Origin of the sequence: Bradyrhizobium sp. HKCCYLR20261, from assembly GCF_051168435.1 — a bacterium.
In the GTDB taxonomy this organism is placed as follows: domain Bacteria; phylum Pseudomonadota; class Alphaproteobacteria; order Rhizobiales; family Xanthobacteraceae; genus Bradyrhizobium.
Map to the genome: position 1 here is coordinate 1 of NZ_JBNPUZ010000012.1, position 21285 is coordinate 21285.

A 21285-nucleotide genomic window follows, 5' to 3' on the forward strand; every position below is an offset into this window, starting at 1 on the left:
ACCGCTGCGCCGCTCATTTCCGCGTCCTTGGCCGATTGCGCCGCGATCTTCTCGGTCTGGCTGGCGTTCTCGGCGTTCTGCTTCACGTTCGCCGCCATCTCCTCCATCGACGAGGAGGCCTCCTCGGCCGACGAGGCCTGTTCGGTCGCGCCCTGCGACAGCTGCTCGGCACTCGCCGACAGCTCCTGGCTGCCCGCCGACACGTTGTGCGCGGCGGACAGCGCATCGGCGACGATCTGCCGGAGCTTCTCGACCATCGCATTCAAAGATTTGACCAGATCGCCGATCTCATCATTGCTGGAGATGCTGATGGTCTGGCTGAGATCACCGTTGGCGACGGCGCCGGCAAGGCCGACGGCGCGGCCAAGGGCGCGGCTGATCGTGAGCGACATCCAGAGCGCCGCGGCAACGGCGATGAGTGTGGAGGCCGCAGCCAGAACCGTCAGCAGGAACTGCGCACGGGCGCCCTCCTCGCGAGCCTGAGCGGCCTGGTCCGCCATGCCCTTTCTGGTGTAAGTAATGTAGGCGTCCGCCGCGTCCAGCGTATCGGTGACGAGCTTCTTGCCTTCACGGACCGATCGATCCGTTGCCGCCGCCCTGTCGATCCTCGACAGCTTGATGGTCTCGTCCTCGAACGCATTCATCTTGGCGTAGGTCGCGGCGAAAGCCTCGAGCAGCTTCTTGCCGCCCTCGCTGGCCATCGCGTAGACGGCGTCCTTCGACTTGAACACGAGCTCGCGCGCCGGGCCGATGTCGGCGATGAACTGCTCGGACTCGGCGCCGGTCGTCAACAGTGCATTCTTCTCGGCGCGGACCTGGCGCAGGATTTCGATCTCGATCTCCGCAGCCTTCTCCATGCGCCCGGCGCGAAGGACAATGGCTTCCGAGACGGCGGTCAGATCGGCCAATTTCATGTAGGCGATGACGCTCGCGGTGGCGGACAACACGATAATCAGTCCGAACGCGACCGCCAGCTTTGCCTTTACGGTGAATCTCATCTTCAGCCCCTCGCGTCTCGCCCCCGAGACGTATTTCAGTTCAGAATGCGTTCCATGTTCGGAACGATGACGAACTCTTCACGCCATTTGGTGATGAAGCGGATGAACTCCGGCTTCCAATGCATGCCGACACGCGGCGTCTGCTGCACGTCGGTCTGCGAGATCTCGGTGACCTCGTAGACCTTGTCCGCAGTCACGCCGACCAGAACCGGCTCGCCGTCAAGCATGAGTTCGATCACGACGATCCGGCTGTCGACGGAATGTTCGGTCGGCGGCATCCCGAAGCGGATCCGCAGGTCGGCCAGCGGAATCACATTGCCGCGGACATTGATCAGGCTCGGCACGTAAGCCTTGGCGCCCGCCACCTTGGTCTCCGGCACGGGATCGATGATCTCGCGCACCAGGCCGGCGTCGAGTGCGAATTTCTCCTCGCCGAGACCGATCATGACGACCTGCATGGCGCTGGCGGCATGGGCTCCGGCTGGCTGCGTCGGTGATGCAGTCATCAGGCGGCCTCGTTCATTTGCAGTTTCTCGGCCTGCGACTGCGCGAGCGCGACGAGCTGCCCGACATCGAGGATCAGCGCCGCGGTGCCATCACCCAGGATGGTCGCACCGGAGAAGATGGTCACATCGGAATGCAGCTTGGACAGCGACTTGATGACGGTCTGGTGGTTACCGATGATCTGATCGGCGACCAGGCCGACGCAGGTGTCGCCGGTCGAGATGATGATGGTCTTCTGATGCTCCTCGGCCGCGCCGTCCATCTGCAGCACCTCCCGGAGCCGCAGGAACGGCACCAGTCCGCCGCGCACATTGAGGAAGCTGCGGCCGCGCGAGCGCTGATCGGCCGCCGTCAGCTCCACGCATTCCTCGACCGCCGACAGCGGAATGATGTAGCGGCCGGCGCCGACTCGAATCAGGAGTCCCTCGATGATCGCCAGCGTCAGCGGCAACCTCAGCGTGACCGTCGTCCCCTCGCCGGGCCTCGTGATCAGATCGATCGAGCCGCGCATGTTCTCGATGGTCTTCTTGACCACATCCATGCCGACACCACGCCCGGACAGGGCGGACACCGTTTGCGCGGTCGAGAATCCAGGATGAAACAGCAGCTGATGGATTTCATGATCGGTCAGCGCCGCACCCGGCGCGATCAGTCCCTGTTCCTCTGCCTTGGCCCGAATGCGACGGGTATCGAGGCCGCCGCCATTGTCGCTCACGGTCACCAGAACCTGCGCCCCGGCATGAACGGCGGACAGTTCGATGCGGCCCTGAGCGGGCTTGCCAGCCGCGGCACGCCGTCCGGCATCCTCGATGCCGTGATCGATCGCGTTGCGGATCAGATGCACGAGCGGATCGGCGAGGCACTCGATCATGGTCTTGTCGAGTTCGGTGTCCTCGCCGGTGGTCACGAACTCCACCGGCTTGGCGAGCTCGCGCGACAGATCGTGCACGAGGCGCCGGAAGCGCCCGAACAACGAGCCGATCGGCACCATGCGCGCGCCCATCGTGGTGTCACGCAGGCTTGCCGCGAGACGCTCGATCTCCTCGGCAATCAGCTTGATCGAGAGGTCGGAGCCCGTCGCCGCGAGCTGGCTCAGCCGTGCCTGGGCGATCACGAGCTCGCCAACCCGGTCCATCAGTTCGTCGAGCCGCTCGGCCTGCACCCGGACGGTCGCGATGCCGCGCTCTTCGCTGCGCTTCGGCTCCTCGCGCCGGGGCTCGGCGGGTAGAGCAGGCCGCTCGGCGGCCGCAGCATCCGGCGGGGCAGACACGGGCACGGTCGCAGACGACGGCGGCTCGCTGTCCGCCTCCTGCAGCAAGGGGGCAAACTCCGGAAGTTCGACGCGGGCCAGCGGGGTGATGCCCAGCTTCATTTCGTCGAGCACGAACATGAAGACATCCTCGATCGCGGCCTTGTCGCAATCGGAGGACAGCGTCACCTCCCATTTGAGATAACAGTCCTCGGGCTCGAGGGCGTCGAGCAGGGGAATGTCGGCGGTGATCGGCACGGCGAAGCAAGGCCCGAGCTTGGCCAGATCTTCGAGCATGTCGAGCGGATTGGAGCCGTTGCGCAGGATCTGCGCATCGAATTCCAGCCGCAGCAGCCAGCCCGCCGCATGGTGCTCGGACGGCACCGCCGCAGGCCTGTCCGGCGTGGATTCGAAGGCCGGGATGCCGGGCGCGACGAGCTGCTTCAATTCGTCCAGAATGGCGTCGCCGATGATGGAATCGACAGTCTCCGGCGCGTGGATCAGGGCGCGGATGTAGTCCTTGGCCGCGAGCCCCACCGAGATGAGTTCCTGGGTCGGCTTGACTTCACCTCGGCGGATCAGCTCGAAGGCCGTCTCGAACTCGTGGGTGAACGCGGCGACCTTGTCGAAGCCGAACATGGCGCCTGAGCCCTTGATCGTGTGCAGGGCGCGAAAGGCGGCGTCGATCAGCTCGCGGTCGTCGGGGCGCTGGCAGAGATCGAGCAGCGCGCCTTCGAGGGTCTCGAACAATTCGGAGGCTTCCTGCCGGAAGACCTCGACAGGGTCCACGCTGTTCATGCCCGCACCAGTTTGCCGACCACGGCGAGCAGCTGCTCGGGCTTGAAGGGTTTTGTGATCCAGCCGGTGGCCCCGGCGCTCTTGGCCTCCTGCTTCACCGCATCGTTGGACTCGGTGGTGAGGAACAGGATCGGCATCCCGGTCAGGGTGCGCTCCTTGCGCAGCGCGCGGATCAACTCGAGTCCATTCATCGCCGGCATGTTGAGGTCGGTGATGACGATATCGGGACGACTGGTCTGCGCCTTCGCCAGTCCCTGGACGCCGTCGCCGGCTTCGATCACTTGATGCCCGGCTGGCTCAAGCGTCACCTTGACCATCTGCCGGATGCTGGGGGAGTCGTCGACAGTCAGGACGATCGCCATCAGGTGCTAGCCTTATCTTTGGAGACATGTTTCGGCGGCGCCGCGCGCAGAACGCCCGCGCGCTGCAGGATGCGCCGAAGGTTTTGGGAGAACGAGGTCAGGATCACCGATCGACCTTGCGCCGCGCCGGTCATCGTGGTGGAGAGCAGGAGCTGAATCGACGTCACATCGGCTTTGACGACATCGGAGCAATCGATCTCGAGCGGGCGCTGCCCATCGAACGCTTCTCGGATCTGATCATGCACGCCGCGTATCGCCGCGATGCTGCAATCAGCCGGGAGCCGCAGCGATCGCCGCGACTCGATTGTATCTTGCATTGCTGATCTTCCCCACACCCTCGGGTTGCAATACAAATAAACTTCAACCCGACTGGAAACGAGTTTCGCCCCTGCCCGTAATAAAAAACTTAACCGATTACCTCCGCGAAGCCGCTGAACACTACCTAGAATTGCAACGTCGACCTCGCTTGCTCAAATGCCGAGTGGCGAAAATGTGTCGTTTGATAGGCGAACAAACACAATTTTCAGCGTCTCGACTGAACTTCAGCTACGCCCGAGGGTTGTGCAGTGCGGTATTTTCGCATAGCTACCATGTTACCAGAGCATGCGGCGTGGTAGTCCAACGACCAAAGCGGCCTTGCGTTCGAGGCGCGCCAGCCGATGACGTCACGTGTGGACTGTCGTCTAGGGGGCGGTCGATGGATTGCAGCCGGGGGATGGCGGATTCCGGAATTTGGTCAGGTTGATCATGAAAGCGGCGTGCTCTACGTCCATGCGGGCCCGGATGGATGCAAAGGCATCGTCCAATGCGGCGCTGAACCGTTCGCGCGCAGCAGCGTTCTGGACGTCAAGCTTGCGCTGCTCGTCGTCGCCATGAACCTGAGCGCGGACTCATGGATGCGCTCGGCGAGGTCGGTTTTCTCGACCTCACCCCTCCTACTTCGTTGTCGCGACCGTCCTCGGGGTGAACGCACAGCGGCAGCGTCGACATGTAGTCGCGGATCGCGGACATCCTGACCGGCACCCAGCCCATCACATCAACACAAATCAAGTGGCTTGCGGCCGCTTCTCGTTCGACCTCACGCATTTGGGATTGTTGAACTACATACTCCTCTCCGTGGTCGAGATCGGTTTTGCGACATCGGGCGAACACGCGTGGCGTCGCTCCTGACGATGCTCGGCACGGAAACGTGGGAGGGGCGACCCGGCTCCGCCCTGCGCCTCGAACGTCTGCCGAGTTGCACCACACCCGGGACAGGATTTGCCGATTGGAAGCGGATCATGGCTGAATTGCCAAGCCACCAGCCGCTCCGCAGCCGATCTCGCTCCATCCCCTCCTTACTAAGGCGACACGAAGAGCAATTGGTGCGGCTCGAAAACGCGCTCGGCAAAGGTGTGAGCGCAGGTGACGACGAGGCTGCCGAAGCAATCCGAGAGCTTGTCGAGACGGTGACGGTGTCGAGAGATGACACACGCCCGGACGGGATCTGTGTCGAAATTGCAGGCCGTCTCAACTCGCTGAACGGCGGTGAGGCATGCCTGAGCAGAGTGAGGGGAGTGTGGGGACCGTTGGTAGCGGGGGAGGGACTCGAACCCCCGACCCCAGGATTATGATTCCCGTGCTCTAACCAGCTGAGCTACCCCGCCACGGCATTCGATCAAGAGTGAAGCCGGTCAAAGAGCGCGGCGAAACCCTGCGAACGGGCGGCATATAAGGAGCCGTTCCCTGCCCTGTCAAGCAAACGTCGCGCCGAGCCACGGTTTTCCTGGCGGCCGATTTTTGTCGCCGGAACTCAATCGCTTGCACGATTCGTGAGCGTGCTGCGGAGCGGATCCGTCCGCAGGGCACACCTCGTCGTCCAGCGGCTAAGACCTCACTTCGGCTGCACGTTTGGATTGCCGCCGGGGCTGCCGGGCGGCGGGATCACCGGTGTCGTGCCCGCGTCGGGCGTCGGCGCGTGCATCTCCGGATCGACGCCGCTCGGCGGGCACAGCACGCCGTTGGTCTTGGCGAGCTTGTCGCCCAAGGGCTCGCCGGCGCGGCCGGTGGTGATTCCGTCGGGCGTCGGAGTCGCCCGCGCATTCGGCGCACAGGCGGCATTCGCATTGGGGGCCGGCGCGGTCGCCTGTGGCGGCGTCGCCGGTGTGGGGGGCGCCTGGGCGAGGACCGCCGTCGCGGCCGATGCCAGCGCGAAAGAGAGGAACACTGATGTCCTGATGCTCATAGCGGAGCAACGCGACGACCGCGCTGGCGTTCCCGCGCCAACAGCGCGCAGGCGTGACATCGGACGATCCTCGGATCAGCCCTTGCGATAGCGGATCAGCGAGAAATGCCCGAGCGGCGGCATCGGCCGGCGCTCGGCGAGCGTCACACCGCCGTGCTTCGCCGCCCAGTTCACCAGCCGCGCCCAGGGGAACTCCGGCCGCCAGCCGAGCCTACGCGCGATCGGCGCAAAGGCGAGTTCGAACAGGCGGCGCGGTCCGCTCTCGGCGCCGATATGATTGACGAGGATCAGCTCGCCGCCCGGCTTCAGCACGCGGATGAAATCATCGAGCGTGGCCTCGGGATCCGGCACCGCGGTGATGACGTATTGCGCGACCACCGCATCGAAGAAATCGTTCGGGAAGGCGAGATGCTTCGCATCCATCACCGCGAGCGTCTCGACGTTCAACAGCTTGAGTTCGCGCACACGCGCCTGCGCCCGGCGCAGCATCGGCTCGGAGATGTCGACACCGCAGATCTTCGTCGTGCGGGCATAGTCCGACAGCGACAGGCCGGTGCCGACGCCGACATCGAGAATGCGGCCGCCGATGCGATCGGCTTCCGCGATGGTCGATTGGCGGCCCTGATCGAAGACCTTGCCGAACACCAGGTCGTAGACCGGCGCCCAGCGCTCGTAGGCCTTTTCGACCCCCGCGCGGTCGATGTCCCCCATGCCCCTGCCCTGAATTTTGGATGCTGATCAGCCGCGAACCGGCTCGGCCACGCGCTGCGGCCGAACCATGCCGCCCGCGCTGCGGCTCTCCGCCTCGGCGCTCTGGATGAAGCCGCCGCCGAGCACGCGCGCGCGTCCCGAAGCTGCGTCATAGAACACGCAGGCCTGGCCGGGCGACACGCCCTCCTCGCCGCCGACGAGCTCGACCTCGTAATGACCGTCCGCGCCGCGCAGCCAGGCGGGCTGCGGTGCACGGGTCGAGCGCACGCGGACGAACAGCTCGATGCCGTCACGCACGGCGGTGTCCAGCGCGCCGTCGCCGATCCAGTTGACCTCGCGCAAGGTGATTCGATGCGTGCGCAGCGCCTCGCGCGGGCCGACCACGACGCGACGGGTCGCGACGTCGAGCTTGACCACATAGAGCGGCGCGCCGGCGGCGATGCCGAGACCCTTGCGCTGGCCGATCGTGTAGTTGGCGATGCCCTGATGCGCGCCCAATACGCGGCCGTTGAGATCGACGATCTCGCCCGGCTCCATCGCGTTCGGACGCAGCTTGCCGATGATATCGGTATAGCGGCCGGTCGGCACGAAGCAGATGTCCTGGCTGTCGTGCTTGTCGGCAACCTCCAGGCCGAAGCGGCGCGCGAGCTCGCGCACCTCCGGCTTGGTCATGTCGCCGAGCGGAAAGCGCAAATAGTCGAGCTGCTCGCGCGTGGTTGCGAACAGGAAATAGCTCTGGTCGCGATCGGCATCCGCGGCACAAACGAGCGCGCGCGAACCGTTCGCCAGGCGGCGCGAGGCGACGTAATGGCCGGTCGCCAGCACCTGGGCGCCGAGCTCGCGCGCGGTCTTCAGGAGATCGCCGAACTTGATGGCGCGGTTGCACTCGATGCACGGCACCGGCGTCTCGCCCGAGGCGTAGCTGGCGGCGAAATTGTCGATCACCGACTCGCGGAAGCGATCCTCGTAGTCCAGCACATAATGCGGAATGCCGAGCCGCTCGGCGACGTTGCGCGCGTCGTGGATGTCCTGGCCGGCGCAGCAGGCGCCCTTGCGATGCGTGGCGGCGCCATGATCGTAGAGCTGCAGGGTGATGCCGACGACGTCGTAGCCTTCCGACTTCAACAGCGCAGCCGTGACCGACGAGTCCACGCCGCCGGACATGGCGACGACGACCCTGGTGTCCTCAGGACGGCCTTCGAGATCGAGACTGTTGAGCATGGTCAGGTCACTGCGATCGCGGCGTCAGGCAAGAGGTTCCCGGCGCGGGAACGCCCAGCATGCGCCGTCTTTGCGGATGGCTTGCTTTCAGCGGTCTCCGGACACGGTCTCCTGGTCGGAAACAACATGAGAAGCATCGGTCTTTAATATAGGCGCATGTCCTGCGAAGCAATCGCGCTCGCCGCGGAGGCCAGCGGCAAATCTTGCCGGGCGGGCAGAAATGGCGGGGCCGCCGCCGTGACGGCGCGTCCGCACCTACCTTTCAAATAATTGATATTACTTAGTTTTTTGATTCATTCCGCTCTGGCCCGCTCCTTGCTGACCTGCCTCGTCGAGTTTCATTGCGAGAGGTTCCAAGGTGTTCAGCGTCACGTCAGACATCCAGGCCGGCCCGGCTCTCAAGACCACGGCGCCGAAGCCGTCCCGCCAGGACGCCTCGCAGCTGTCCGACAGCTTCTCGGCGCTGGTCGATGCCGCGACTCCGCCGGACGTGCCAAGTCCGTCGCTGTCGCCAGCTTCGACACCGGCGCCACGGGCGAGCACAGCCGCGACGAGCAGCCGCGACTCGGCGCGCAGCGACATGGATCGCACCAGCAAGGCCAGAGCACCGGACAAGGCCGACGATAGCACGCCGCGCACCGACAAGAGCGGTTCGGATACGGCGGCCGACGCCGCGACCGGCAAGTCCGACAAGACCACGACCGACAAGGCTGCGGCCGATACGGCGGATGCCGACGGCACCGCCAGCGACAAGAAGGACGGCGACACCGCCGGCACGGAGACGACCGCCGCCTCCGGCGCCGCCGATCAGTCCGCGGCAGCGACCTCGCCCGTGGCGGTCGCGATTCGCTCCGAGGTCGCGCTCGCCAACGCCGCGGCTGGCACGGCCATGCCGGAGACCGATGGATCAGCCACGCCTTCCGCCGCAACGGCACCGGTGGGAGTGGCCGGGGTGGGGCCGAATGGCGCGGTCGATGCCGCTGCCGGCCTGATGGCGGCAACGGCCAAGGTGAACGGCGGCGCGAAGGCGGCCGACGGATCGGCCGCGGCGGCCACCGCATCCGACGGGACCACGACTCCGGCCGGCGAAGCCGCCGCCGCGACGGATCAGACATTCACGACGGCGCTCGAGGCCGCCACGCCCGGCGGCACCAAGACAGCCGGCAAGCCCGGTGCACAATCCAAGACCGGCCTGACGGCCGGCGAAGCCGGCAAGATTGCCGACCAGGGCAATCCGGCCGCGCAGGGCGCGCCCCAGCCCAACCACGGCGCGGGTCTCACCCAGCAGCCGACGGCCGGCGCCAAGACAGACGGTGGCGAGATCGACGCTTCCGCCAAGGCCAACGGCAATGCTCCGGCTCCGGCCACGCATGAGCGCGGCGCGGGCCAAACCAACGCCTCGGCCAATGCGCCGCTGCCCGACCCGAGCGCCCAGGCCGCCAACGTCCTGCAGCCGCAGCTCTCGACCCCGGCCTCGACAACGCCCCAGCTCACCGCGGCCAACCTCACGGCGACCGCCCAGACGACGGCCAGCGTGCCGCTGCACGGGCTCGCGGTCGAGATCGCGGCGTCCGCGCTCAACGGCAAGAGCCGCTTCGAGATCCGGCTGGATCCGGCCGAGCTCGGCCGCATCGATGTCCGCATCGACGTCGACCGCAACGGCCAGGTCACCTCGCATCTGCGGGTCGAGAAGCCGGAGACGCTGGCGATGCTGCAGCAGACCGCGCCGCAACTGCAGCAGGCGCTGCAGGACGCCGGCCTCAAGAGCAACGACAGCGGGCTGCAATTCTCGCTGCGCGACCAGAACTCGTCCGGCCAGAACGGCGGCGACAATCAACAGAACGCCAATTCCCACCGCCTCATCGTGACCGAGGACGAAAACGTCCCGGTCCAGCTCGCCGGACGGTCCTATGGACGGATGTTCGGCGCGCAGGGCGGCGTGGATATCAGGGTCTAACAGGAGGCTTCCATGGCAATCGGCGACGCAATCACGGCAAGCCCGGCAGTCTCGGGCACGACCAAGACATCCACCACCGGATCCAACAGCAGCCTCGGCTCGACCGCGGGCTCGACCATCGCGGGCAACTTCCAGACCTTCCTGACGCTGCTGACGACGCAGCTGCAGAACCAGAACCCGCTCGATCCGCTGGATACGAACCAGTTCACCCAGCAGCTCGTCCAGTTCGCCGGCGTCGAGCAGCAGCTCAAGACCAATGACCAGCTGTCGTCGCTGATCTCGATGCAGCAGACGACGCAGGCGACCCAGGCCTTGGCTTTCGTCGGCAAGACCGCCGTCGTGAACGGCGCGACGACGACCATGACCGACGCCAAGGCGAGCTGGGATCTCAGCATCCCGAAGGACAGCAACCTGACGGTGAGCATCACCAACAGCGTCGGGCAGACCGTCTTCAGCGGCAAATATTCGGCCAGCGCCGGCGACAACCAGACGTATAATTGGAACGGCCAGGGCAATGACGGCACGCAATGGCCGGACGGGCAGTACAAGATCACGGTGGTCGGCACCGATGCGACCAACGGCGCGCCGGTGGCCATCTCGACCCAGGTCAAGGGCACGGTCACCTCGGTCGATCTGACCCAGCAGCCGCCCATGCTGTCGATCGGCGGCCAGACCTATACCGTGAACCAGATCCAGCGGATCGTTAACTAGCCCTCAAGGGCTCGTCCGACAGTTAAGACAGCGGATACGCTTGCAGCTGAGCTTGAACATCAAGCTCAGCCACGATGGCGGCACACCGGCGTAACCGCCGGAAATTCTTAACCAATCATTTACCACGATCTCGTTCCCGGGGCCTTTGGCCGCCGGACGAGCCGGCGTTCGCAAAGAGCGCCGGATTCCCGCCCTTTGCTTAGGCAAATTTTAAGCGAGGCGGCGTAGGGTCTTACCGTGAGTTCAGTGGTTAAGAGTTTGTGAGTACGCCATGACAGAACCCCATCGCCCGAGGGTGAAATACGTCATCGGGCCTGACGGCAGCCCGCTCACCATCGCGGATTTGCCTGCGCCAGGCACCAAGAGGTGGGTCATTCGCCGCAAGGCCGAAGTCGTCGCTGCGGTCCGCGGCGGATTGTTGTCCCTGGAAGAGGCGTGCAGCCGCTACACCCTGACCGTCGACGAATTCCTGTCGTGGCAGTTCTCGATCGACCAGCATGGTCTCGCCGGGCTGCGCACCACCCGAATTCAACAATATCGCCAATAAAGCGTTAACGACGCGAACGGGATTCTTCGAAAATCGGCTTGGCTCCGCCAAGCCGATTTTTTGCATGTCGACACTTTGTTAGGACCCTTTAACGATCGTTAACCATATCGAAACCTTCCCATAGGCAATAATTGCCCAGTGGTTCGATTCAACCTCCGCGGCACGTCCCGAACGGCGAACGCAGAGGCAGGCATCGGGTCACCACCTGGAATGCGGGTGTCGGTGAAGGTTTAAGGATTGAATTTCGCGATCTCTGCAACCGGCCGTAAAGGCCCGCGAAGCTCCAATCACACCCTTCAGCAGCCACCCGTCGAATGCCGAACTATGGGGCAGTTGCTTGCAAGGTCTCTTGGACTTCCTGAAGGGTTTGGGCGCCGCGCGGCTCACCGCGATGGTGGCGGTCACGGCTGCATTGGTCGGCTTCTTCGGCTTCGTCATCATGCGCGTGACGGCGCCGCAGATGACCACCCTGTTCACCGACCTGAGCATGGACGACTCCTCCAGCATCATCAAGGATCTGGAGCGGCAGGGCATCCAGTTCGAGATCCGCAATGAAGGCAGCGTCATCCTGGTCCCCAAGGACAAGGTGACCCGGCTGCGCATGAAGCTCGCCGAGGGCGGCCTGCCCAAGGGCGGCGGCGTCGGCTACGAGATCTTCGACAAGTCGGACGCGCTGGGCACCACGAGCTTCGTCCAGAACATCAACCATCTGCGCGCCCTGGAGGGCGAGCTCGCCCGCACCATCCGCGCCATCGACCGCGTCCAGGCGGCGCGCGTCCATCTGGTCCTGCCGGAGCGGCCGCTGTTCTCGCGCGAGACCCCGGAGCCGTCGGCCTCGATCGTCGTGCGCGTGCGCGGCGCCCTCGAAGCCAACCAGATCCGCGCCATCCGCCACCTCGTCGCCTCGGCCGTGAACGGCCTGAAGCCGCAGCGGGTGTCGATCGTCGACGAGGCGGGCCAATTGCTCGCCGACGGCACCCAGACCGACATCGACCAGCAGGTCGGCGACGAGCGGCGCAACAGCTTCGAGAAGCGGATGCGCAAGCAGGTCGAGGACATCGTGTCCTCCGTCGTCGGCGCCGGCCGCGCCCGGGTGCAACTGTCAGCCGATTTCGACTTCAACCGCATCACCCAGACCTCCGACCGCTACGATCCGGAAGGAAGGGTGCTCCGCTCCAGCCAGACCCGCGAAGAGCAGTCGGCGACGTCGGAAAGCAACGGTCAGGTCTCGGTCAACAACGAGCTGCCGGGCAACCAGCAGAACCAGCCGCCGCAGCAGCCAAAAGACCAGAGCAAGAAGACCGAAGAGACCAACAATTACGAGATCTCCCGGACCACCAAGACCGAAGTCACCGAGGCCGGACGGGTCAACCGCATCTCGGTCGCGGTGCTGGTCGACGGCGCCTACTCCAAGAACGAGAAGGGCGAGCTGGTCTACAAGGAGCGCAGCAAGGAAGAACTCGACCGCATCGCGGCCCTGGTCCGCTCCGCCATCGGCTTCGACCAGAAGCGCGGCGACCAGGTCGAAGTGGTCAATTTGAAATTCGCCGACGCTCCGGCCGTGCCGCAGATCAACGAGCCCACCGGCTTCCTCGGCATGCTCCACTTCACCAAGGATGACGTGATGTACGTCATCGAGCTCGCGGTGATGATGCTGCTCGGCATCGTGGTCGTGTTCATGGTGGTGCGGCCGCTGGTGAAGAAGATCATCGCCACGGAGGAGATCGCAGCCCTGACCAGCGGCGTGCCGGCAATCACCGACGAGACCCAGGCCCAGGTCGCCCACGCTCAGCAGACCGCGACCATGATCGACGTCGCCCAGGTGCAGGGCCAGGTCCACGCCCAGTCGGTCCACCGCGTCGGCGAACTTGCCGACCGCAACCCGGGCGAAGCCGCCTCCATCATCCGCCAATGGCTCGCCGAGCCGCAGCAGCAATGATCCGCTCCGTCTGAACCGTAGCAACCGAATCGAACGTAGATCGCCATGTCGCTTCCGCAGACCCAGAACGCCAACGCCAACACCGCCGACATCTCCACCGTCATCGCGACGCTGGCAAGCCGTCAGGCGCAGCGCGAGAAGACCGAGCCGCTGAGCGGCCCGAAGCGGGCAGCCGTGATGATGCTGGCGCTCGGCGAGCAGTATGGCGGCAAGATCTGGCAGCAGCTCGACGACGACGAGGTGCGCGAGCTGTCACTGGCGATGTCGACGCTGGGCACCGTCGAAGCCGACGTCGTCGAGGACCTGATGCTCGAGTTCGTCTCGCGCATGTCGGCCTCCGGCGCGCTGATGGGCAATTTCGACGCCACCGAGCGGCTGCTGCAGCAATATCTGCCGTCGGAGCGCGTCTCCGGCATCATGGACGAGATCCGCGGTCCCGCCGGCCGCAACATGTGGGAGAAGCTCTCCAACGTCCAGGAAGAGGTGCTGGCGAACTATCTCAAGAACGAATATCCGCAGACCATCGCCGTCGTGCTGTCCAAGCTGAAGCCGGAGCATGCCGCGCGCGTGCTCGCGATCCTGCCCGAGGACATGGCCCTCGACGTCATCGGCCGCATGCTGCGCATGGAAGCGGTGCAGAAGGAAGTCATCGAGCGGGTCGAGCAGACGCTCCGCGTCGAGTTCATGTCGAACCTGTCGCAGACCCGCCGCCGCGACGCCCACGAGGTCATGGCCGAGATCTTCAACAATTTCGACCGCCAGACCGAGACCCGCTTCATCACCTCGCTCGAAGAAGAGAACCGCGAATCCGCCGAGCGCATCAAGGCGCTGATGTTCACCTTCGACGACCTGATCAAGCTCGACTCCGCCTCCGCCCAGACGCTGCTGCGCAACGTCGACAAGGACAAGCTCGGCGTGGCGCTCAAGAGCGCCAACGAGGAGGTGCGCAACTTCTTCTTCGGCAACATGTCGTCCCGCGCCGCCAAGATGCTGCAGGACGACATGGCCGCGATGGGACCGGTGCGCCTGCGCGACGTCGACGAGGCGCAGGCCCTGCTCGTCAACCTCGCCAAGGACCTCGCCGCCAAGGGCGAGATCATGCTCAGCAAGAACCGCGCTGACGACGAACTGGTGTATTGATGGCTCAGCCCGCGAAGTTCCTGTTCGATACCGACTTCGCCGCGCCGGAGAAGACGCGGGAGCGCGGCGCCTCGGCCGCCGAGATCGCACAGAAGGTCGCAGCCGCCGAAGCCGCCGCCTATCGCAACGGCTACGAGGCGGCGCAGCGCGAGGCCAAGGTCGAGGCCGACCGCCGTGTCGCATCGGCGCTGGAGCAGATCAATATCCAGCTGCAGGGCATCTCCGCCCGTTTCGCCGGCATCGAATCGAAGATGGAGACGGAAGCGGTGGATGTCGCGGTGGCCGTGGCGCGCAAGCTGTGCGCGGCGCTGATCGACGCGGAGCCGCTCGGCGAGATCACCGGTCTCGTGCACGATTGCTTTGCGCATCTGGTGGCCACGCCGCATCTGGTGCTCCGCATCAACGACTCCCTCTACGAGCTCGCCCGCGAGAAGATCGAGAGGCTCGCCAAGCAGAGCGGCTTCGAGGGGCGCCTTGTCATTCTCGCCGAGCCGGAGATCGCGACCGGCGACTGCCGCATCGAATGGGCGGATGGCGGCGTCGTGCTGGAGCGCGCCGCGATTGACGCCAAGATCAACGAACTGGTCGGACGCTACATGGCGTCCCGGAAGAACTAGGCCGCCACGAATGGCCATGGAGTTTAAGTCATGAGCGACAACGAGATCCCGCTTCCGGACCTGAATTCGGCCGACGCTCCGCCGCTCACCGGCGACGTCGGTTACAACGAGGAAGAGCACGCCTCGCGCATCGCGGCCGACCTGGAAGCCGTGTTCGACGTTCCCGTCCAGGTCTCCGCCGTGCTCGGCCGTTCCAAGATGGATGTCGGCGAGCTCTTGAAGCTCGGGCCCGGCACGGTGCTCGAGCTCGACCGCAAGGTCGGCGAAGCCATCGACATCTACGTCAACAACCGTCTCGTCGCCCGCGGCGAAGTCGTGCTGGTCGAGGACAAGCTCGGCGTAACCATGACCGAAATCATCAAATCCGACCGCAACTGACGGACACGATCCCCGCGCGCTGACCGAGAGCGGCGCGACCGAATAGGAGACCACCATGCGGCTTCTCATCGTCGGAACGCTGAAGGGTCAGCTGACCGCGGCCACCAAGATCGCCATGGAGAATGGCGCCACCGTCACCCATGCCGAGGACAACGAGCAGGCGATGCGCGTGCTGCGCGGCGGCAAGGGCGCCGACCTGCTGCTGGTCGACGTCGCGCTCGACATCCGCGACCTCGTGATGCGGCTCGACGCCGAGCATATCCACGTGCCGATCGTCGCCTGCGGCATCACCAGCGACGCCCGCGCCGCGGTCGCCGCCATCCACGCCGGCGCCAAGGAATACATTCCGCTGCCGCCGGATCCGGAGCTGATCGCCGCCGTGCTCGCCGCCGTCGCCAATGACAGCCGCGACCTCGTCTACCGCGACGACGCGATGGCCAAGGTGATCAAGCTGGCGCAGCAGATCGCCGGCTCCGACGCCTCGGTGATGATCACCGGTGAATCCGGCACCGGCAAGGAGGTGCTGGCGCGCTACGTCCACACCCGCTCGGCCCGCGCCAAGCGTCCCTTCATCTCGATCAATTGCGCCGCGATCCCCGAGCATCTCCTGGAATCCGAGCTGTTCGGGCACGAGAAGGGCGCCTTCACCGGCGCGGTCGCGCGCCGCGTCGGCAAGTTCGAGGAGGCCAATGGCGGCACGCTTCTGCTCGACGAAATCTCCGAGATGGACGTGCGGCTGCAGTCGAAGCTGTTGCGCGCGATCCAGGAGCGCGTGATCGATCGCGTCGGCGGCACCCGCCCGGTGCCGGTCGACATCCGCATCATCGCGACCTCGAACCGCAACCTGGCGGACGCCGTGCGCGAAGGCACCTTCCGCGAGGATCTGCTGTTCCGGCTCAACGTCGTGAACCTGAAGATCCCGCCGCTGCGGGAGCGTCCGGCCGACATCCTCGAACTGGCCCAGCACTTCGCGCGCAAATACTCCGATGCCAACGCCGTGCCGCTGCGGCCGATCTCGCCGGAAGCCAAGCGCATCCTCACCACCAACCGCTGGCCGGGCAACGTGCGCGAGCTGGAGAACACGATGCACCGCGCCGTGCTGATGGCGCAGGGCGACGAAATCGGGCCGGATGCGATCCTCACCCCCGATGGCGCCCGGCTCGACATCGGCAAGACGCAACCCGCCGTCGCCCATGCTACGATGGCCGCCGAGCAGGTCACGCGCGCCCTCGTCGGCCGCACCGTCGCCGATGTCGAACGCGACCTGATCCTCGAAACCCTGAAGCACTGCCTGGGCAACCGGACTCATGCGGCCAACATTCTGGGAATCTCGATCCGCACCTTGCGCAACAAGCTCAACGAATATGCCGATGGCGGCGTGCCGATCCCGCCGCCGGGCGCCGGCGACACGCCGCGCATGCCGAGCGCGGTGTAGCCTGGCCGGCATTCTCTCGCTGCTTGTTGGCGGCGCGCTCACGCCGAGCGCGCCGCTTTTCATTTCAACGGCCATGGCCGAGACACGCGGCGTGCCGGCCGGCTGCTGGGAGCAGACGTCGCACGCGCCGCTGGTGAAGCCATCCTCCCGGGAGGAATGGGGCGCGCGCAGCTGGTGCTTTGCCAGCAAGGGCAAGCTGATCTCGCGCACCCTCGCGTGCGGGACAGGCGGCTGCGACGGCTGGGACAATGAGCGCCGCTATCGCTGGCGGCCACCTTATCTGTCTCTGTCCGACATCGAGACCTCGCCGGACGGCAAGACGCAGACGCGCGTCTGGCGCCGCTGCCGGGTGCAATTTCTGTCGGCTGACTGGATGCAGTTGCAGGGTTGCGAACAGGCGACAGACCCTTGGGTGCGCGAGCCGCCGCAACAGCGGCGCCGCGCAGCCCGCACTTTGACAGACGATTAGGACAGGGCTTGGCGACGGCTCTGCGCGATGATCACAAAAAGCCGATGAGGACGGTCGCGAGCGGCGATCTCACTCTCACCCTCCCCTGGAGGGCAGGGCAATCGCATTTGACGATCGAAGTGTTGCGCCCGTCTGTCTCCACGTCGTCATGGCCTGGCTCCGTCCCGGCCATGACGATGTGGCTAAAGTTTCGCGACAAACTCAGACTGGTCATAGGCGATTGCCCTGCCCTGGAGGGGGACAGCGGGCTGACCCGCAAGCTCCGGGCGAAGACGCGGGAACGTGCGCAAGGCGACCAGATACGATTCCGTAGAACACATCAGCTCTACGAATAGCTTGGCGCCTCGGGATTACGGAAGATGTGGATGGGATCGCCGGGCGTGAACGTGCGCTGCGTCAACGCGGCATAGGCATAGAGCGCGAGATACAGGATCGCGGCCGTGCCGACCACGTAGAGAGCCCAGGTTCCGATCCGCTTCATGATATCCGCTGCCGACGTCGACAACGGCTTTTACGGCGCCTGGCCGACCGACGCCAGCGCAGGCCCGACGGTTCGAGACGTCAGGGGGTTGCCCGCGGATCGGGCACGCTCAGCGCGGCGAGCCGGCCGAGGTCGTCGTCGTCGCGATCGACGGTGACATAGCTGCCATGCCAATACGCCAGGGCCGCCGATTGCGGCGCGACGGCGACGTGCACCACGCGGCCGATCACGATGGCATGGGAATGGCGCTCGATGATCTCCTCGACCTCGCAGTCGAGCGTCGCCAGTGCCCCGACCAGGAGCGGCACGCCGGTGACGTGCTTGCGCCACTCGGCGCCGGCGAAACGCTCGGCGCCACGCAAGCCCCCCTTGCCCGCGAACCGCTCGGCCACGCCGATCTGGTCCGCCGCCAGCAGATTGGCGCCGAACACGCGCTCCCGCTGCAGGATCGGCCACGACGAGGCGTTGCGATTGAGGCTGACGATGATCGACGGCGGGTCGACCGCGAGCGAGGACAGCGAACTCACGGTCATGCCGGTGACCTCGTCACCCCGTCCGACGGTGATGACGCTGACGCCGCCGACCAGTTGGCGCATCGCGGAGCGGAAATCAGGCGCAGGCGCCGGGGCATCAGACATGTGACGGGCGACGAAGTTCATTGCGTTGATCTTTCCTAACCTGTCGTGCCCGGTCCTAGCAACTGGCCCAGGATCGAACCTTCCAGCGCGGCAAGCTCGGCAGAGCCGCGCTGGCGCGGGCGCGGCAGGTCAACGATGATATCTTCAGCAATCTGCCCATTTTCGATCACCAAAACCCGATCAGCCAGGGCGACAGCTTCCGCGACGTCATGGGTGACCAGGATTGCGGTGAAGATCTGGTCGGCCCAGACCCGCTCCAGCAGCCGCTGCATCGCAATCCGGGTCAGCGCGTCGAGCGCGCCGAGCGGCTCGTCGAACGCCAGCAGGCGCGGCCCGCTGACCAGCGCGCGCGCCAGCGCCACGCGCTGCTTCTGGCCACCGGACAACACCGCCGGCCATTGGTCGCGCTTCTCGGCGAGACCGACCTCCTCCAGCGCCTGCCGCGCGCGCTCATGCGCGCCGGCTGTCTTGCGCTCCCGGCCGAGGCCGACTTCGACATTGGCCAGCACCCGCGCCCAGGGCAGCAGCCGCGGCTCCTGGAACATGACGCGGACGTCCTCCGCGCGTGCCTCCGTCTCGCCGAAGCTGATCGTGCCCGAGGTCGGCTTGTCCAGGCCGGCGATCAGCCGCAGCAGCGTGCTCTTGCCGCAGCCGCTCTGGCCGACGATGGCGACGAACTGACCGGCCGGAATCTCCAGGTCGATGCCACGCAGCACCTCGTTGTCGCCGAACGCCTTGCGGAGATCGCGGATCACCAGCGGCAAGCCGCGCGTCTCTGATGGGGCTGAGGTCACGCCGGGCTTCCTGTAAGGACGGGAAGCCTCAGCATGCCCGATCACCTCGGGAGCGTCGATCGCCTGGGCATTGGACACGGGAAGCCGGAGTACTTGCTGCATTACAGACCTCAATGCGTGCTGAACGCCGGATGCCAGGACAGCGTCAGCCGCTCCAGCAGCCGCGAGGCGCTGTCGGCGACCTTGCCCAGCAGGGCGTAGATCAGGATGGAGAGGACGACGACGTCGATCTGCATGAACTCGCGCGCCTGCATCGCCATGTAGCCAAGCCCTGAGGACGCCGCGATTGTCTCCGCGACAATCAGGGTGAGCCACATGATGCCGAGCGCGAAGCGCAGGCCGACGAAGATCGACGGCAGGGCGCCAGGGAAGATCACGCGGCGGAAAAGCTCGCCGTCCGTCATGCCGTAGACGCGGCCCATTTCAATGAGTTGCGGATCGACGGTGCGAATCCCGTGCAGCGTGTTGAGATAGACCGGGAAGAACACGCCGAGCGCGACGAGAAACAGCTTCGCGCTCTCGTCGATGCCGAACCACAGGATGACCAGCGGGATCAGCGCCAGATGCGGCACGTTGCGCACCATCTGCAAGGTGGTGTCGGTGAGCTTCGAGGACAGCTGCGACAGGCCGTTGGCGAGGCCGAACGCGAAGCCGATGCTGCCGCCGATCAGGAAGCCGATCGAGGCGCGCCAGAAGCTCACCCAGATGTTGCGGCCGAGCTCGCCCGACCACAACAGTTTCCACCCGGCGCGCGCGACATCGCTCGGCGCCGGCAGCACGCGCGGCGAGACGAAGCCTGCAACCGAGGCCGCCTGCCAGACCAGGAGGATCGCGAGCGGGACGAGCCAGGGCAGCAATCCGTCTGCCTTGGGAACGGTCAGCTTGCGGACTTTGGGAAGGCTGTCGATCAGGCTCATGACTGCGACGCCCGCTGCAGGGGACGATGCTCATTAGCGATGGTCTCGCCGAACGGACCCGTATTCGCGCGGAGCTTCGTGACGTTGCCGCCCTGCTCCACCGTGTTCAGCCCGAGCTTCGGGAACACCAGCTCGGCGAAGCGATAGGCTTCCTCGAGATGCGGATAGCCGGAGAGGATGAAGGTATCGATGCCGATGTCCTGATACTCGCGGATGCGCGCCGCCACCGTGTCGGGATCGCCGACCAGCGCGGTGCCTGCACCGCCACGAACCAGGCCGACGCCGGCCCACAGATTCGGGCTGATCTCGAGCTTGTCACGGCGGCCGCCATGCAGCTGCGACATGCGCTGCTGCCCGACCGAGTCCATCCGCGCGAAGATCTTCTGCGCCGACGCAATGGTGTCGTCGGTGACATGCTTGATGAGATCATCGGCGGCAGCCCATGCCTCTTCGTTGGTCTCACGGACAATGACATGGAGCCGGATGCCGAACGACAGCTTGCGGCCGCGCTTGTCGGCGGCCGCCTTCACCTTGGCGACCTTGGCGGCGACATCGGCCGGCGGCTCGCCCCAGGTCAGATATTTCTCGACCGTGTCGACGGCGACGTCGATGCCGGCATCCGACGAGCCGCCGAAGAACAGCGGCGGGCGCGGCGACTGCACCGGCGGGAACAGCAGGCGGCCGTCCTCGACCGTGATGTGCTTGCCGGCGAAGTTGACGGCCTCGCCTTCGAGCAGCTTGTTGTAGACGGTGAGGAACTCGCGGGTGACCTCGTAGCGCTCCTCATGCGACAGGAAGATGCCGTCGCCCTTGTTCTCGACCGGATCGCCGCCGGTGACGACGTTGATCAGCAGCCGGCCGTTGCTGACGCGGTCGAGCGTCGCGGTCATGCGCGCGGCGACGCTTGGCGACTGCAGGCCGGGCCGCACCGCCACGAGATAGCGCAGCCTCTCGGTGAACGGCGCCACCGCGGAAGCCACGATCCAGGAATCCTCGCAGCTGCGGCCCGTGGGCAGCAGCACGCCATAATAGCCGAGCTGGTCGGCGGCCTGCGCGATCTGGCGCAGATAGTTGAAATTGACCTCGCGGCCGCCTTCGGAGGTGCCGAGATAGCGGCCGTCGCCATGGGTCGGCAGGAACCAGAGGACGTTGGGCTTGGAAGCGGAACTCATATCATTGTCTTTCGAACTGATGT

General features: G+C 65.7%; 22 protein-coding genes and 1 tRNA gene. 9 read left to right on the forward strand and 14 right to left on the reverse strand.

Annotated features, from left to right (window positions below; translation table 11 throughout):
- The 9 genes from ACQR1L_RS24175 to mnmA all read right to left on the reverse strand — a co-directional run.
- Positions 1-998 (reverse strand): HAMP domain-containing protein (locus ACQR1L_RS24175; RefSeq protein ID WP_434860425.1); only part of this gene is annotated, 998 nt, incomplete at its 3' end.
- Positions 999-1033: 35 nt separating this feature from the next.
- A complete protein-coding gene (locus tag ACQR1L_RS24180) occupies positions 1034-1504 on the reverse strand; it encodes a chemotaxis protein CheW (protein WP_434860426.1) in 471 nt (156 codons plus the stop codon).
- On the reverse strand, positions 1504-3549 hold the full coding sequence (locus ACQR1L_RS24185) for a chemotaxis protein CheA (protein ID WP_434860427.1): 2046 nt from the start codon (positions 3547-3549) through the stop codon (positions 1504-1506). The genes ACQR1L_RS24180 and ACQR1L_RS24185 overlap by 1 nt, the downstream gene beginning before the upstream one ends.
- A complete protein-coding gene (locus tag ACQR1L_RS24190; RefSeq protein ID WP_434860428.1) occupies positions 3546-3911 on the reverse strand; it encodes a response regulator in 366 nt (121 codons plus the stop codon). Before ACQR1L_RS24190 ends, ACQR1L_RS24185 begins: the two co-directional genes overlap by 4 nt.
- Positions 3911-4228 (reverse strand): STAS domain-containing protein, encoded by a 318-nt coding sequence (locus tag ACQR1L_RS24195; protein WP_434860429.1) that lies wholly within the window; start codon positions 4226-4228, stop codon positions 3911-3913. Before ACQR1L_RS24195 ends, ACQR1L_RS24190 begins: the two co-directional genes overlap by 1 nt.
- Positions 4229-5480: 1252 nt before the next feature.
- Positions 5481-5557 (reverse strand) — tRNA-Met (locus ACQR1L_RS24200).
- Positions 5558-5784: 227 nt separating this feature from the next.
- Entirely contained in the window at positions 5785-6135 is a 351-nt protein-coding gene (locus ACQR1L_RS24205) for a hypothetical protein (protein ID WP_434860430.1), read from the reverse strand.
- 75 nt (positions 6136-6210) lie between these two features.
- Positions 6211-6846 (reverse strand): class I SAM-dependent methyltransferase, encoded by a 636-nt coding sequence (locus ACQR1L_RS24210; protein ID WP_434860431.1) that lies wholly within the window; start codon positions 6844-6846, stop codon positions 6211-6213.
- Between the two features lie 27 nt (positions 6847-6873).
- Positions 6874-8067, reverse strand: a complete 1194-nt coding sequence (gene mnmA / locus ACQR1L_RS24215) for a tRNA 2-thiouridine(34) synthase MnmA (RefSeq protein ID WP_434860432.1) — start codon at positions 8065-8067, stop codon at positions 6874-6876.
- A gap of 358 nt (positions 8068-8425) precedes the next feature.
- On the opposite strand from mnmA, the gene ACQR1L_RS24220 reads away from it, so the two are divergent.
- The 9 genes from ACQR1L_RS24220 to ACQR1L_RS24260 all read left to right on the forward strand — a co-directional run bounded on the left by ACQR1L_RS24220 (position 8426) and on the right by ACQR1L_RS24260 (position 17260).
- Positions 8426-10024 (forward strand): flagellar hook-length control protein FliK, encoded by a 1599-nt coding sequence (locus ACQR1L_RS24220; RefSeq protein WP_434860433.1) that lies wholly within the window; start codon positions 8426-8428, stop codon positions 10022-10024.
- Positions 10025-10036: 12 nt separating this feature from the next.
- Positions 10037-10735 carry a flagellar hook assembly protein FlgD gene (locus ACQR1L_RS24225; RefSeq protein WP_434860434.1) on the forward strand — a complete coding sequence of 233 codons (699 nt, stop codon included), beginning with the start codon at positions 10037-10039 and terminating at the stop codon, positions 10733-10735.
- A 271-nt stretch (positions 10736-11006) separates the two neighbouring features.
- Complete coding sequence (locus ACQR1L_RS24230) at positions 11007-11282, forward strand: DUF1153 domain-containing protein (protein ID WP_002714638.1); 276 nt, start codon at positions 11007-11009, stop codon at positions 11280-11282.
- 337 nt (positions 11283-11619) lie between these two features.
- A complete protein-coding gene (gene fliF, locus ACQR1L_RS24235; protein WP_434860435.1) occupies positions 11620-13221 on the forward strand; it encodes a flagellar basal-body MS-ring/collar protein FliF in 1602 nt (533 codons plus the stop codon).
- 45 nt (positions 13222-13266) lie between these two features.
- Positions 13267-14361, forward strand: a complete 1095-nt coding sequence (gene fliG, locus ACQR1L_RS24240; RefSeq protein ID WP_006614920.1) for a flagellar motor switch protein FliG — start codon at positions 13267-13269, stop codon at positions 14359-14361.
- Positions 14361-14978, forward strand: a complete 618-nt coding sequence (locus tag ACQR1L_RS24245) for a FliH/SctL family protein (protein WP_434860436.1) — start codon at positions 14361-14363, stop codon at positions 14976-14978. Before fliG ends, ACQR1L_RS24245 begins: the two co-directional genes overlap by 1 nt.
- A gap of 30 nt (positions 14979-15008) precedes the next feature.
- Entirely contained in the window at positions 15009-15356 is a 348-nt protein-coding gene (gene fliN / locus ACQR1L_RS24250; RefSeq protein WP_434860437.1) for a flagellar motor switch protein FliN, read from the forward strand.
- A gap of 55 nt (positions 15357-15411) precedes the next feature.
- Positions 15412-16791 (forward strand): sigma-54-dependent transcriptional regulator FlbD, encoded by a 1380-nt coding sequence (flbD, locus tag ACQR1L_RS24255; RefSeq protein WP_434860438.1) that lies wholly within the window; start codon positions 15412-15414, stop codon positions 16789-16791.
- Positions 16792-16864: 73 nt separating this feature from the next.
- The gene (locus ACQR1L_RS24260; RefSeq protein WP_434860439.1) at positions 16865-17260 is read left to right on the forward strand and encodes a hypothetical protein; all 396 of its coding nucleotides are present in this window, start codon (positions 16865-16867) and stop codon (positions 17258-17260) included.
- A gap of 325 nt (positions 17261-17585) precedes the next feature.
- On the opposite strand, the gene ACQR1L_RS24265 is transcribed toward ACQR1L_RS24260, so the two are convergent.
- The 5 genes from ACQR1L_RS24265 to ssuD all read right to left on the reverse strand — a co-directional run bounded on the left by ACQR1L_RS24265 (position 17586) and on the right by ssuD (position 21262).
- Entirely contained in the window at positions 17586-17741 is a 156-nt protein-coding gene (locus tag ACQR1L_RS24265) for a hypothetical protein (RefSeq protein WP_434860440.1), read from the reverse strand.
- Between the two features lie 80 nt (positions 17742-17821).
- Entirely contained in the window at positions 17822-18400 is a 579-nt protein-coding gene (locus tag ACQR1L_RS24270; RefSeq protein WP_434860441.1) for a flavin reductase family protein, read from the reverse strand.
- 14 nt (positions 18401-18414) lie between these two features.
- Positions 18415-19275, reverse strand: a complete 861-nt coding sequence (locus ACQR1L_RS24275; protein ID WP_434860442.1) for an ATP-binding cassette domain-containing protein — start codon at positions 19273-19275, stop codon at positions 18415-18417.
- A gap of 8 nt (positions 19276-19283) precedes the next feature.
- The gene (gene ssuC / locus ACQR1L_RS24280) at positions 19284-20090 is read right to left on the reverse strand and encodes an aliphatic sulfonate ABC transporter permease SsuC (protein ID WP_434860443.1); all 807 of its coding nucleotides are present in this window, start codon (positions 20088-20090) and stop codon (positions 19284-19286) included.
- Positions 20087-21262 carry an FMNH2-dependent alkanesulfonate monooxygenase gene (ssuD, locus tag ACQR1L_RS24285; protein ID WP_434860444.1) on the reverse strand — a complete coding sequence of 392 codons (1176 nt, stop codon included), beginning with the start codon at positions 21260-21262 and terminating at the stop codon, positions 20087-20089. The genes ssuC and ssuD overlap by 4 nt, the downstream gene beginning before the upstream one ends.
- Positions 21263-21285: the final 23 nt, after the last annotated feature.